Origin of the sequence: Paenibacillus sp. FSL R5-0470 (assembly GCF_037975205.1) — a bacterium.
Taxonomy (GTDB): Bacteria; Bacillota; Bacilli; order Paenibacillales; family Paenibacillaceae; genus Paenibacillus_AQ.
In genome coordinates, this window is sequence record NZ_CP150238.1 from 4,515,999 (window position 1) to 4,528,755 (window position 12,757).

The 12,757-nt window shown below is 40.2% G+C and carries 12 protein-coding genes; 1 reads left to right on the top strand and 11 read right to left on the bottom strand.

Features of this window, described 5'->3' with window-relative positions; all coding sequences use genetic code 11:
- Positions 1-152 precede the first annotated feature (152 nt).
- The 7 genes from cysC to MKY99_RS19990 all read right to left on the bottom strand — a co-directional run bounded on the left by cysC (position 153) and on the right by MKY99_RS19990 (position 6,810).
- The gene (gene cysC, locus MKY99_RS19960; RefSeq protein WP_339271726.1) at positions 153-716 is read right to left on the bottom strand and encodes an adenylyl-sulfate kinase; all 564 of its coding nucleotides are present in this window, start codon (positions 714-716) and stop codon (positions 153-155) included.
- 178 nt (positions 717-894) lie between these two features.
- Positions 895-1,308, bottom strand: a complete 414-nt coding sequence (locus tag MKY99_RS19965) for a hypothetical protein (protein ID WP_339265950.1) — start codon at positions 1,306-1,308, stop codon at positions 895-897.
- Positions 1,309-1,373: 65 nt separating this feature from the next.
- The gene (locus MKY99_RS19970; RefSeq protein ID WP_339265952.1) at positions 1,374-2,105 is read right to left on the bottom strand and encodes a class I SAM-dependent methyltransferase; all 732 of its coding nucleotides are present in this window, start codon (positions 2,103-2,105) and stop codon (positions 1,374-1,376) included.
- Positions 2,106-2,250: 145 nt separating this feature from the next.
- Positions 2,251-4,221 (bottom strand): serine hydrolase, encoded by a 1,971-nt coding sequence (locus MKY99_RS19975; protein WP_339265954.1) that lies wholly within the window; start codon positions 4,219-4,221, stop codon positions 2,251-2,253.
- Positions 4,222-4,416: 195 nt separating this feature from the next.
- Entirely contained in the window at positions 4,417-4,902 is a 486-nt protein-coding gene (locus MKY99_RS19980; protein ID WP_042129237.1) for a hypothetical protein, read from the bottom strand.
- A gap of 68 nt (positions 4,903-4,970) precedes the next feature.
- The gene (locus MKY99_RS19985; RefSeq protein ID WP_339265957.1) at positions 4,971-6,311 is read right to left on the bottom strand and encodes a DUF4179 domain-containing protein; all 1,341 of its coding nucleotides are present in this window, start codon (positions 6,309-6,311) and stop codon (positions 4,971-4,973) included.
- The gene (locus MKY99_RS19990; RefSeq protein WP_149646933.1) at positions 6,259-6,810 is read right to left on the bottom strand and encodes a sigma-70 family RNA polymerase sigma factor; all 552 of its coding nucleotides are present in this window, start codon (positions 6,808-6,810) and stop codon (positions 6,259-6,261) included. The genes MKY99_RS19985 and MKY99_RS19990 overlap by 53 nt, the downstream gene beginning before the upstream one ends.
- Positions 6,811-7,077: 267 nt before the next feature.
- Here MKY99_RS19990 and MKY99_RS19995 point away from each other — a divergent pair, with 267 nt between their 5' ends.
- On the top strand, positions 7,078-8,886 hold the full coding sequence (locus MKY99_RS19995; protein WP_339265959.1) for an LTA synthase family protein: 1,809 nt from the start codon (positions 7,078-7,080) through the stop codon (positions 8,884-8,886).
- A gap of 70 nt (positions 8,887-8,956) precedes the next feature.
- Here the strand turns inward: MKY99_RS19995 and rbsB are convergent, their stop codons facing one another.
- From rbsB to rbsD, 4 genes are read right to left on the bottom strand one after another with little or no spacing between them, the layout of a single operon-like run.
- Entirely contained in the window at positions 8,957-9,874 is a 918-nt protein-coding gene (rbsB, locus tag MKY99_RS20000; RefSeq protein WP_339265961.1) for a ribose ABC transporter substrate-binding protein RbsB, read from the bottom strand.
- 12 nt (positions 9,875-9,886) lie between these two features.
- Positions 9,887-10,855 carry a ribose ABC transporter permease gene (gene rbsC / locus MKY99_RS20005; RefSeq protein ID WP_339265963.1) on the bottom strand — a complete coding sequence of 323 codons (969 nt, stop codon included), beginning with the start codon at positions 10,853-10,855 and terminating at the stop codon, positions 9,887-9,889.
- 2 nt (positions 10,856-10,857) lie between these two features.
- On the bottom strand, positions 10,858-12,339 hold the full coding sequence (locus MKY99_RS20010; RefSeq protein ID WP_076286606.1) for a sugar ABC transporter ATP-binding protein: 1,482 nt from the start codon (positions 12,337-12,339) through the stop codon (positions 10,858-10,860).
- Between the two features lie 18 nt (positions 12,340-12,357).
- Positions 12,358-12,756 carry a D-ribose pyranase gene (gene rbsD, locus MKY99_RS20015; RefSeq protein WP_042189845.1) on the bottom strand — a complete coding sequence of 133 codons (399 nt, stop codon included), beginning with the start codon at positions 12,754-12,756 and terminating at the stop codon, positions 12,358-12,360.
- Position 12,757 lies beyond the last annotated feature (1 nt).

A 12,757-nucleotide genomic window follows, 5' to 3' on the forward strand; every position in this document is an offset into this window, starting at 1 on the left:
AGATTTATACCCCCATCATATATGATAATGATTATCATTTACAATGATATTCGCAGAACTATTTTCCAGCAGTGTTACTGACAATGGAACGTAAAAAAGACGAGCAACAATTGATTCGTTTGCTCGTCTTTCTATCAAATTTAATAAATGTTTTATTTCCTCCCCATAGCTGATGTGTGTTGAAGGATTTTCGACACACATTCATCTAAGGAAAACTTGTCTGTCTCTACGATCACATCCGGGCTAACGGGCTCCTCATATGGAGAATCAATACCCGTAAAATGCTTGATTTGTCCGGCTCTTGCTTGTTTATATAGACCTTTCGGATCTCTCTCCTCACATACTTCCAAAGGACATTGAACATAAACTTCATTGTAGCAATCCCCTATGAGAGAACGGACCTTATCGCGTGTAGAGCGGTAGGGAGAGATCGAGGCAACGATTACATTCAGGTTCGCATCAAGCAGAATCTTACCAATCTCACCAATTCTTCTACCAACTTCCAATCGATCCTCTTCGCTAAATTGAAGATCCTGATTAATACCTCTCCTCAATGTATCACCGTCCAGAATGTAGCAATTCTCAATGTGATTTTTCAGTTCCTCTGCAAGCGTAGATTTACCTGAACCCGATAGTCCAGTTAGCCAGATCATTTGATTCATAGATACGTACCTCTTCCTGCTTGATTCTATTGTTAAAATACTTTGTATGGTTATTCTAGCTTAAACACAATTTCAGTACCTGTCCCATCCTTCTTTAAGGGTGAACTAAATTCCCTGAACTCTAATTTAATACCGGAGATATCGTCGGGGAGTGGCGGAGATACTACGTAGTTATAAGCTGCATGTCCTGATGAACTTCCGCCATTCGTCATTCTACTGTCATACGCTTCTCCTATATACAGCTCAAAATGGTTAAGTTTATTGGCATATAATTCAGAGGTAATATCCCAATCATACTAAGCGTGACAACACTTGCATTACTGTATTGTCGTATAGAGGTCAGTGTATAGAAGAACTCATCTGCCTCAATAGATTGTAGAACAGCAATATGTTTTCTAAAACCCGTTGGCTCGACCATCGGCTTAAAATGATCTTCACTAAATAATGTCCCAAATACCGATTTCAAAAAATCCTCGTAGAGTTCAAACCTCGCCGCCCAATCTGAAATATACTCAAAGGGTGGGATTCCTGGATTATTATCCGAGCGTTCCTTACGTTGTTTTATCAATGCACAAATCTGCTCATCGATATCAGTTATTCTTTGATCGTAATGCTCGGTTGGGCGTATAAACTGCATCCGTTTCATCTTAGTCCTCCTTATTGCAATTCTTTTCATTCATATGCTCATTAGACTAGCGTTACTTCAACAAACTATTTTATACATTTAAACACGAGAAAAAGTGGGATTCTCATCCTTCTCTTATACTCGCATTCACTATCAAAAAACTGAGGATTTGGTTTACATTCTCTAATATCCTCTATTTTAAATCCTACATTTTTCAGTGACTGAAAATACTCTTCAAAAGTTCTGTGGTGCTTAACTACACTTTCTCCAATCCAAGGCTCCATTCTCTTACCCATTTCAAAATAGTTATCGACGATCCAGTCCGACTTTCTTTCTGAAGTTGTTGCACTTTTCATGGATGATGTTAGAACCGGATGCTGTACACTAAAAATAAACTGACCATTAGGGATAAGCGCACTACGGATACTATCAAAGATTGGTTCTAGGTCTTGTAAATAATGAATAGCTAACCGAGAGATTACCAAATCATAGTTCTCTTTTGGGTAATTCCAACTCTCCATAGTAGCATGGTGAATCTCACTTTTAGATGTATTTAACAGTTCTTTTGCCGCTTTGACCATATTACTTGAACCTTCCACACCTTCGTAAAAGTTACATCCCTGCTCAAGCAACTCATATCCGAACTTAGCATCCCCGCATCCTAAATCGAGCACCTTTTTCCCAAGTACATCGCCCATAAGATCATATATAACCGGCTTTTCAATAATGTTATTTGGGCTATCCGCTCTGTTTCTTCTCAATAAATAGTTATAGAAAAAATCTTCATTGTCATACACCGATGACCCTTTGTAATCCAAAAAAATACCTCCTTGCTGTTTAGAGTATACTTTTGGGTAATTTTAGCATCTAAAACAACCTTATTCTACCGATAATTTCATTTAGCTCTTAAACTCCTATCATTAAAAAAAACACCCCAAAGAGTCTCTCTGAGGTGTCCAATTCTTAGTGTTTGATTGGCAACGTATAGTATCCAAAAGCAAGATCAAGTAATGCACTCGCTTCTTGGCGAAGCAAAGGCTTTTTAGAACGAAAATCGACAGACCCATCATCGTTCACTTTTGTATCAGGATCTACAATGCCTTGTGACACTAATGCTATGATCGAATCAGTGGCCCATGAGTCTGTGTCACCTTTAAGCGTAATTTCTGAAGCTTGCTTAGCTTGTTTTAGATTTTGAATCATAACGGCTGCTACTTGTCTTGTAATAACAGCATTACGATCAAAACCAGGGATACTTTTTTTCGTTAATTCTTTATTCCCCTCAATTAAATGAGGAAAGCCGTACCAACCATGAGCAAGAATTAGAGCATCCATAAACTCACCTTGCGTCATCGTTCCCTGTGGTTCGAAATTGTTGCCAGATTTAGCACTTATCACATCCAGCGAATACAGGTTGTCGATGTAAGATTTATAAGGGCTCTCCTCAGATACATCAGCGAATGCTGGCTTCGTGTGAACCTTACGAGCATCTGAAACAAAGTCTGGGCTATTAGGATTCGTATAATAAAAGTATTCGATCTGATCTTTATGATCTTTTTTAAAGGCCAATTTGTTACCTAATTCATCTTCGAACAATAGCGGATTAATCATTCGTAACGTATGTGTACCGCTTGTTCCAGTCTCCATAATCAGATTGCCATCTGCATAGGTGAAGTTCGATTTCAAGAAATAGAATCTGGTGTTCAAATAAGTTCCAGTATATTTAGTAGCTTCTGATGCAGGCAATGGGAGATACGTTGGCGCCTCTGGTGCTTTCTTTTCAGGAAAATAGTGATCCATCAAGGCTTCATAAATGTCTAAGCTCATCATTGTGTCATTGTTATAGGACATGTAGAAAGCGGTATTCTCCTCTGGCAATAATACGATCAGTGATTGATGACCAGGCATATTTCCACCTTTGAGAACCACATGATAGCCATTCATCAGATCATTACGATACCCTTCAAATCCTCCAACCGTCGTCATCGGAAGCGATTCATTCGCAAATACAGAGTACGTTTGCATCATCTTCGTGGTTTCTTTACTAATGATTTGCTTCCCATTCACGCTACCTTGTTGTTGAAAAAGAGTTAAATATTTAGCCATATCTTCTCCTGTGGAAAGGATGCTGCCCTGTGGCCCATCGGTAGGCGCATGCCCAAAGGTTGGATGAGGTTTACCATCTGGTCCATAATGCGTGGCCATTCTAGCTAAAAGCTCTGGGGTAAATCGAGCACTAGTAGAGTTCATTCCTAACGGTTTGAACACATGGTTCTCCATATACTTATAAAACGGGGTACCACTTACGTTCTCAACCGCATAGCCCGCAAGTAAAAAGGCAAAATTATCATAGGTATACGCTTCACCCGGCGTCCGAACGACAGTCGGCATATGCTCCGTCATAAACTTTTTCATGGGGATGTCCTGATCTACATATTCCGGTGCAACAAAGTTAGCTTTATCCGGGTAATCAAAGCCCGTTGTGTAAGATAACATATTTCTTAAGGTTAACGGAGTTTCCGTTTCATTTGGTACTTTCATTCCGCCAAGATACGCATTGATATCGTGATCAAGATCCATCTTTCCTTGTTCCACTAGCTGCAAAGCTGCTAAAGCGGTAAATGTCTTCGACACGGATGCGATCTGAAAGACGGTATTCTTATCGACAAGTGTTTTCTTTTCTTTGTCCGCATATCCGTACCCTTTATTCACGAGCACCTTTCCGTCTTTAACCACTACAAAATTGGATCCGTTCACATTGTATTCCTTCATTTTCTGCGCAAATATAGGGTCCGCGAAAGCCTCGATTTCTTTTCCATTAAAAGATCCTTTCGAACTGGTTGCGTTAGTGGAGACTGGTGCTGAACATGCTGTAAATACAGCTGTTGATAATAATAGTGCGATGACGCTAAGCTTGCGTGTCTTTTTCTTCATAATCCATTCTCCTCTATAGGGTTAGTTGTAAATAGTAAACCTGTTCTGAGTATCACAAACGGATTGTCATTCTAGCTAGAAACGTTCTGTCACCAATTAGCTTCGTTACATGTCATATGACATAACGATTTAATCAAAAAAAAGACACCAACAAGGAGTCAGTGTCTTTCATTTCGTATATTAATTTAGAGGAGCTTAGAGCCATCTCGAAAAACTTTTATGAGATACATTGATCTGATTTCGTTCGGCCCAAGCCTTTAACTGTTTCATCACTTCATCTTCATCTTTTTGTGACAGAAAATTAAAACATAATTTATAAGGAACAAATTTATTCACTTTAGGTCTAATCCCAACTACAGGACTAAAATATCCTTTTATATAAATATCATTAATCCGATCTGCTTCTATTCTTAGATCTTCTATTAATATAGATTCCGGTTGAATCTGAATTTCAACAACCCTTCTGATGGTAAATATTCTGTAGACTAACACGATTTCGACAATCAGACAAAAAATAGCCTGACCATAAAGTAAACAAGAAAGCACTAAATCGTCGCTAGCTGTATAGCGATGGTTCAGGTTATAAATTTGAAATAATTGAATACCCAATAGCACACTGATGCTTATCAGCAGTGGTATTAACGACGGACGCCTTACTCTATAAACCCCTATATGATCCATGTGCCCCTCCTTTTCTCACGTCCATATAGATTACCATATGTTATAAAAAATGGATATTACACTTTTCTTCACTTCACAGGAATCTCAATCACTTTATTGTATGCCTTTAAATAGTGCATCCCTTCTATTAGTAGTGACTCAGGCTCTGCTTGTGTATCAAATAATAAAGTTCGTTCTTTCATTAGTTTGCCGTCCACTTGCTTTGTCTCTTTTTGATTGATCGTTGTTTTTAAAGATGTACTCTCGTTGTTTGTTTCTATAGACACACCATCCAGCATTACATCATCGTCAGAAGCGATTGTTATTTCGATGCCTTGGGAGGTTTTGGAGACATCCTTTAACCATAATTCTTTATCACCCAACATCAATGGCTTATCACTAAGGGAAGTCAGGGAATACTTTTCGTCCAGCTTTTGATATCCAGGAAACTCTTTAACGACTAGCTGCATGGAATGTAGCTCCTTAGGCAATGTGTCGAAGCGAATATCAAATGTTCTTCCACCTAATGAGGTTTGATTACCACTACCCAGAATCTCTACAGGTGTTCCATCGACAATTAATTGTATCCCATGTAATCCAAGCTTCACTCGATCAAAATTATCGACATCCAGCTTCCCTTTTACTACAGTCATCGTTGGTGTAGCTGTGATTGATTTGAAGGTAATCGTCCCTTTGTCGACTTTAACCTTCTTGTTGATCGATTGTTTAATCTGAGTTTCCATGGCCTCATTAGGGTTATAAGGGAACGTAACTGTTCCTTCGCTCATCTGGCCGTTCTCTACTAGCTGCTGCCAAAAGTGTAACGTTAGTTTTTTTGAAAATGGATTTACGCTGTCAAACGACATCTGTCCTTTAATCTCCGTATGCTCTTCATTGATTAATGATGTACCACTTACTGCGTTAGAATCGGTTAAAAAACCACTTATTTTTGAGGGTCTAAAAGCGTCTACAGACATATCCTCTAGTCCATTTGGGTTAGTTAAGGTGTAATACATAATGAATTGATTGGCGTCCGCCATAATTCCGTTAATGGTAAGAGTTGTTCCGTCTAGTAACGTAGTTTTCTTGTTGATGTTTTGTCCCAACCCTTTTTCATTTAGCTGTTGTAAAGTTGTGCCATTAAGCAATTCATCAAAGCCAAAAAGCTGTTTGCCAAAATAAGCAAAAGCATTGTAGTTTTGTCCAGAGATCACTGTCACCAATAAAACAACCGCCGCAACCTTCCAAATCGGTGCTATTCTTTTCGTTCTTTTTGCGGGAGCCGAATTCAAAGCCTTTCTTAATCTCATTTCTAATTCTTCAGGTGCGGTAATGGATGCTATGCGCGTCTTCTCATCAGCTAATTGTTGCTCGACATTATTGTTCATCAACATCACCTCTGTACTGATTTTTGAGCGTTTGTAATCCATGGTAAATTCTTGATTTAACCGTTCCTATCGAAACCTTTGTAATGTCAGCTATCGTTTGATAATCGAGATCATGAAAATACTTTAATTGAATCGCTTCTCTCTGATGTTCATTTACTTGTAACAACAAGGTCTCCATATCCATTTGCTGCTCACTTCTGCGATAAGGATCATTACTACTCACTACTTGGCCTATTTCCCTATCGTCAACCTTACTCCAATCCTCTAACAGCACCAGCTTGCCGCGCTTATGAAGGAGTCGTTTACAGCCATTCACCAAAATCGTCTTACTCCAGCTATAAAATGCTTCCTCTTTCTTTAGTTGACCGATCTTTTCATAAAGTGTGACGATCATTTCGTCCATGGCATCCATGGCATCATGCGCATTCCCCATATAGCTGAACGCTAGCCTATAATAAACGTCTTTTTCAGACATGATTAAGTGGAGCAATGCTTCTTTATTCCCCTTTTTGGCTTTTTTCACCCAACGAGCAACATCCATGCCTTCACCTCTCTCCCCTATAAGAGTTAGGAGTAACTTAAAAAGTTCATTTCCCATAAAAATAATTTTTTATATACTATGTATGGTTTCATTCACCTAAATGTAATATTAAGGAAAATAAGTCTCTTCAATACCCCAATCTAGTTGATTTTAAACACTTCAAGTAATAGAATGAACTAATCTAAAAGAAAAGGATGGGCATAAGAGATGCCGTTTAAAGAACCTCGTACACTCAGTAAAAGATCCCTATTTTTTTTCTCTCTCATTATGCTAGTTAAAAGTTATTTTGCTTGGTATTTTCTCTTTGAAGATGGGCCTACGTGGACCACATGGCTTAAAGAAATCCCTTTTGTGCTTCTAGTCTTTTGCTTGATTGAATGGTTCGCAACGAAACGAAAAATTGCCATCTACATGCTGGTCAATGTGTTGATCACTACGCTATTTTTCTCACTCATTGTATATCATAATCATTTTGGCATCATTGCTACTTCGCAAGTATTAGATCAGGTCAAGCAAGTTGGAGCCGTTAAGAAAAGTATTTTCTCGGTCATGCGTCCGCAATATATGCTTATTTTCGTGGATATCATTGTCATTGGTTTGGTCATGTTTAGAAAACAAAAGGCACTTAACTGGAAAAAAGCCATGTCGCGTAAAAGTAACCGGAAAGCGGTTGCGATCTTATTCTGTATTTCCATCGTCATTTGCGCAATGAATATTTTTCCAAACCGAGCCAGTATGAACGAAACTGTTAAAGCCGAGCAAATGGGCATTCTCAATTATGAAGCTTACTCTCTATTAGCCAATCAAGAAGAAGAACAAATCGACGTCGCTAAGATTACACAAGCAGCGATTAACGAGACCAAAGGAATTCAAGCAACCTCAAATCCGGTTCAATTTGGAGCCGCCAAAGGAAAGAACCTGGTCATTCTTCAGATGGAGTCTTTCCAGAACTTCTTAATCAACCTTAAGATTGATGGAATAGAAATCACACCGAATATGAACAAGCTTGCGGCTAGCAGTTACTACTTTCCGCGTTTCTACCAGCAGGTTGGACAAGGAAATACTTCTGACGCCGAATTCATTGTAAATACTTCTTTCTATGTTCCACCTGATGGTCCAGCCACTCAAATGTATGCGCCTAAAGAGCTTCCAAGCTTACCTAAGCTGCTTCAAGCGCAAGGTTATGATACGGCAACATTCCATACGAATGAAGTCGACTTTTGGAACCGTGGCGAGCTTTATACTGCCTTAGGATTTAATCGATATTACGATAAGGAATATTATGGTGAAGAGGACACGGTATTTTACGGAGCTTCTGATGAGGTGTTGTATGAGAAAACAGCTGCAGAGCTAGCAAGGATGGATCAGAAGGATCAGCCTTTCTACTCCCATGTTATTTCGATGTCAGCACATAATCCGTTCTCGATCCCTGAGGAAAAATACAAAATGGCCCTTCCAGAACGATTCGAAGGAACATTAGTCGGAGATTATATTCGTGCTCAAAATTATGCTGACTATGCACTGGGACTTTTTATTGATGAGCTCAAACAAAATGGGGTATGGGATAACAGCTTGATTGCATTGTACGGAGATCACCGCGGACTTCCTATCTTCTCTCTAAAAGAGGACGATCACGTCTTATTACAGGAAATCCTTGGTCATGAATATACGGAACGCGAATTAATTAATATTCCATTGATCCTATCAGCGACGGGGATTACAACGCCAAGTGTAAAAGAACAGTTAGGCGGACAAGTGGATATTTTGCCTACTGTATCTAATTTATTGGGTGTTTCTCTTGCGGATCATATTCATTTCGGACAAGATTTATTGAATCAATCGACTTATAACCTACTTCCTCAGCGCTATTATTTGCCAACAGGATCTTTCGTAAATAATGAAGAGCTCTTCCTATCTGGCAGTGGCTTCGAGGATGGTCAGCATTATACCTTATCTGGCGATGGTAATCACACGCAACAAACGACCGAGGATGAATTCGATCGTGCTTTAGAGCTTCTCCATCTATCAGATAGTTATGTAACACAGTTACCGGATAGAGTAATTGAGGAAAAATAAGCTTATATATGTATCAAAAACACTGCACTCACCAAATCGGCGAATGCAGTGTTTTTCTATAGTCATTTACTTATTCTTTTACGACCAGTTTTAGAGGTGCGGCAATCAGCTTCTCAACCGTCTTGCCATCTAATACGTCTTTCGCTGCTTGAATCGCTAACTGCCCAATTAATGCAGGCTGCTGAGCAACGGTTCCAGTGAGTTTACCCGCCTCAATGGATTTAAGTGCATCTTCATTTCCATCAAAACCGATGACAGGAATTTTCTTACCTGAACTCTGAATCGCTTCTATAGCACCGAGAGCCATTTCATCATTATGAGCGAAAACCGCTTGTACATCTGGATTTCCTTGGAGAAGGTTCTCCATAACGGTTAACCCTTTCGTACGGTCAAAATCAGCAGTTTGCTTCGCAATCACCTCAAGCTGCGTGTCGGCAATTTCATGGAATCCTTTCCCGCGTTCACGGGTAGCTGATGCTCCCGGTGATCCTTCTAGTTCTATAACCTTTGCACCTTTTCCAAGCTGCTCTACAATATATTCAGCTGCCATTGATCCACCTTTTACATTATCAGAGGCAACAAGGGCTTTAATGTCTCCCTTATCTGCAGAACGGTCCAAAGTAACGACTGGAATATCTAGACTGTTAGCTGTCTGAACAACCGTCGAGATCGCTGAAGAGTCTACTGGATTGATTAACAGCGCATTTACACCTTTTTGCATTAAATCTTCAACGTCATTACTTTGTTTGGCCGAATCATTCTGCGCATCGATAACGAGAACCTCCATACCAAGCTTCTTAGCTTCTGCCAATACTCCATCTTTAACAGATACAAAGAACGGATTGTTCAAGGTAGAAATGGATAGTCCAATCTTCATATTCCCTGGGCCTCCGCCGCTGTTCGGCTTTGCCCACTCTGGAGGCTCTAAGGAACAGCCCGTCATAAGAATCAAGAGTAAGGAAGTAATAATTAATGTGAGCTTTTTCATGTGGAATCCCCCTTATACGGCTTTCTTACGGTCTATGAGTACAGCAATCGCAATAACGATCCCTTTAACTACCATTTGGTAAAATGATGATACGCCGAGCAAGTTCAAGCCATTGTTCAGAATCCCGATAATAAGAGCACCAATTAATGTGCCTACGATACGTCCACGGCCACCTGTTAAGCTCGTCCCCCCTAATACTACTGCCGCGATCGCATCCAACTCATAGGATGTACCTGCTGTTGGTTGCGCTGAGTTCAACCTAGAGGTCAAGATGGCACCAGCCAATGCTGATAACATACCGGTTAAGGAATAGATCATTATTTTGATGCGGTCTACTTTGATCCCTGAAATAATGGAAGCTTTCTCATTACCCCCAATAGCATACGTTTTACGGCCAAATGGAGTTTTATGCAGTACAATCCACAACACAGCGAATACGATAATCATCGTGATAGCAGGTACAGGTATTCCTAGTAAATATCCACGACCAAACAATTGGAACGTCATGCTGTCACCAAGACCAGTGATCGGATTACCGTCCGTGTATACAAGCGTTAATCCGCGGAAAATAGTCATGGTCGCCAGTGTAGCAATAAAAGGCGCCATTCTGCCTTTCGTAATCATCAGTCCGTTGACCATCCCCATCAGTCCACCCGTTAAACAACCCACAACAATAGCTAAGATTGGATCCCAGCCTGACAACATCAAGTTGGCTGTGAAGGCACTGGATAAAGCTAGAATAGACCCTACTGATAAATCGATACCACCCGTTAGAATAACAAAGGTCATTCCAAAAGCGATAAGCGCATTAATTGCGACTTGTCTAAGCAAGTTCAGTATATTAAGGGGTTCCATAAAGCTTGGGTTCAGCACGGTTACGATAATAATTAGAATGATTAACCCTAGTAATGGCCCTAATTTCTGCGTGATTTGCCCGATTTGGAAACCTTTCTTTACACTCTCATCTTTGATAGTAGTCATTGCTATTGCCCCCCTGTAGCTAACGTCATGATTTTTTCTTGCGTAGCTTCCTGTTGTGAAAGTTCTCCACTGATTTCCCCTTCATGAACAACTACGATGCGGTCACTCATCCCTAAGACTTCAGGAAGTTCTGAGGATACCATAATAATGGCGACACCACGTTCAGTTAATTCGTTCATAAGCTGATAAATTTCCCGTTTTGCCCCAACATCGACGCCGCGTGTAGGCTCATCAAGGATAAGAACACTGAGGCCAATACCAATCCATTTGGCGATAACTACTTTCTGTTGATTACCCCCAGATAAATTCCGGACCAAAGTGGATGATGATTGTGTCTTAATGTGTAGCCGTTTAATAAGCATGTCCACGAATTCTTGTTCCTTCTTAGCATTGATTACACCTTTAGGGGCAAAGTCGTATAAATTCGTCAGTACCATATTATCTCGAATAGAGAAATCTAGGATTAACCCCTCATCTTTGCGGTCTTCTGTAACAAAGCCGATTCCAGCTTGCATAGCGTCATTGGGATTCCGAATGGTAATCTTCTGTCCCTTCACCCAAATCTCACCTTGGTCTAATGATTCTAATCCGAATAAGGTTCTCATCATCTCTGTACGTCCAGATCCCATTAATCCAGAGAATCCTATAATTTCGCCAGCTCGCACAGAGAAATTAGCATTTTTAAATTGCCCTTTCTTTGAAGCATTCTTAACTTCAAGAACCACTTCTCCGGGTTTAGAAGTACGCTCAGGGAACCGGTCCGTTAATTCACGACCTACCATCTTCCGTACTACATCGTCAAAATTAGTTTCAGGAATGGGCTTCGTGTCTACGGTTTTTCCGTCTCGCATAACGGTGATTCGATCACATATCGTAAAAATCTCTTCCATCCGATGCGAAATATAGACGATAGAGACGCCTTCTTTCTTTAACGAGGCAATGACTTCAAATAGTTTCTGTATTTCTCTCTCGGTTAATGCAGCGGTAGGTTCGTCCATAACAATAACTTTCGCATGAGTCATAAGCGCTTTAGCAATCTCAATCATCTGTTTTTCACCTACTGAACATTCCCCCGCCTCTTGGTTCAAAGGAATGGTCACAGAGAGCTTAGCAAACTGTTCATTTGCTAACGCTTTCATCTCTTTCCTATTTAACAGGCCGAATTTGGATGTTCGTTCCTTGCCAATAAACAGATTATCCAGAACCGTCATATCTGGCCATACATTCAGCTCCTGATGGATAAATGCGATTCCATATTGTTCTGCCTCTTTGGGATTCGTAAAGTATTTCTCCTGATCATCTATACGAATGGTACCTTGGTCACGTTGGTGCAGACCGATCAGAATATTCATCAGCGTAGACTTACCTGCACCATTCTCACCCATCAGGGCATGAACTTCACCATCCTTAAGTTCAAAATCCACACCGGTCAATACACGGTTAGCGCCAAAAGACTTATGAATATCTTTCATCGTAATGTGCATACACTTAGAACCCCCTTTTTATCCAAAATAGACCCCAGCTTGTAAAATACAATTTGCATATGGCTTTGCTTCACCCGTGCGAATTATAACCTTAGCCTGCTGGGTCAGCTGCTTAAATTGCTCATGTGAATACGCCTCTATCGGTATTCCCTTAAATTTATTATTCAAGTATTGAGAGGTGACTTTATTATCAGTCTCTAATTCCTCTGCAACGATCACCTTTTCGATGACCATATCCTCTGAAATCATATCAACGATATCTTGGAAGCTAGGGACCCCTAGTTTAACCGCCAAATCAATCTTCGGAATACCCGGTGGAACAGGAAGCCCAACATCTGCGATGACAATCGTATCGGTGTGACCTAAGTCCGCAAGCACTTTAGAAATATGACTATTTAATACTCCGTGTTTTTTCATA

What these genes read in the sequence shown, in the direction of transcription:
- MKY99_RS19980 (WP_042129237.1), bottom strand. Translation starts at nt 4,902, where the DNA reads ATGGATCATATAGGGGTTTATAGAGTAAGGCGTCCGTCGTTAATACCA.
- MKY99_RS19995 (WP_339265959.1), top strand. Translation starts at nt 7,078, where the DNA reads ATGCTAGTTAAAAGTTATTTTGCTTGGTATTTTCTCTTTGAAGATGGG.
- rbsC (WP_339265963.1), bottom strand. Translation starts at nt 10,855, where the DNA reads ATGACTACTATCAAAGATGAGAGTGTAAAGAAAGGTTTCCAAATCGGG.
- MKY99_RS19975 (WP_339265954.1), bottom strand. Translation starts at nt 4,221, where the DNA reads ATGAAGAAAAAGACACGCAAGCTTAGCGTCATCGCACTATTATTATCA.
- MKY99_RS19965 (WP_339265950.1), bottom strand. Translation starts at nt 1,308, where the DNA reads ATGAAACGGATGCAGTTTATACGCCCAACCGAGCATTACGATCAAAGA.
- MKY99_RS19990 (WP_149646933.1), bottom strand. Translation starts at nt 6,810, where the DNA reads ATGGATGTTGCTCGTTGGGTGAAAAAAGCCAAAAAGGGGAATAAAGAA.
- rbsD (WP_042189845.1), bottom strand. Translation starts at nt 12,756, where the DNA reads ATGAAAAAACACGGAGTATTAAATAGTCATATTTCTAAAGTGCTTGCG.
- rbsB (WP_339265961.1), bottom strand. Translation starts at nt 9,874, where the DNA reads ATGAAAAAGCTCACATTAATTATTACTTCCTTACTCTTGATTCTTATG.
- MKY99_RS19985 (WP_339265957.1), bottom strand. Translation starts at nt 6,311, where the DNA reads ATGGATTACAAACGCTCAAAAATCAGTACAGAGGTGATGTTGATGAAC.
- MKY99_RS20010 (WP_076286606.1), bottom strand. Translation starts at nt 12,339, where the DNA reads ATGCACATTACGATGAAAGATATTCATAAGTCTTTTGGCGCTAACCGT.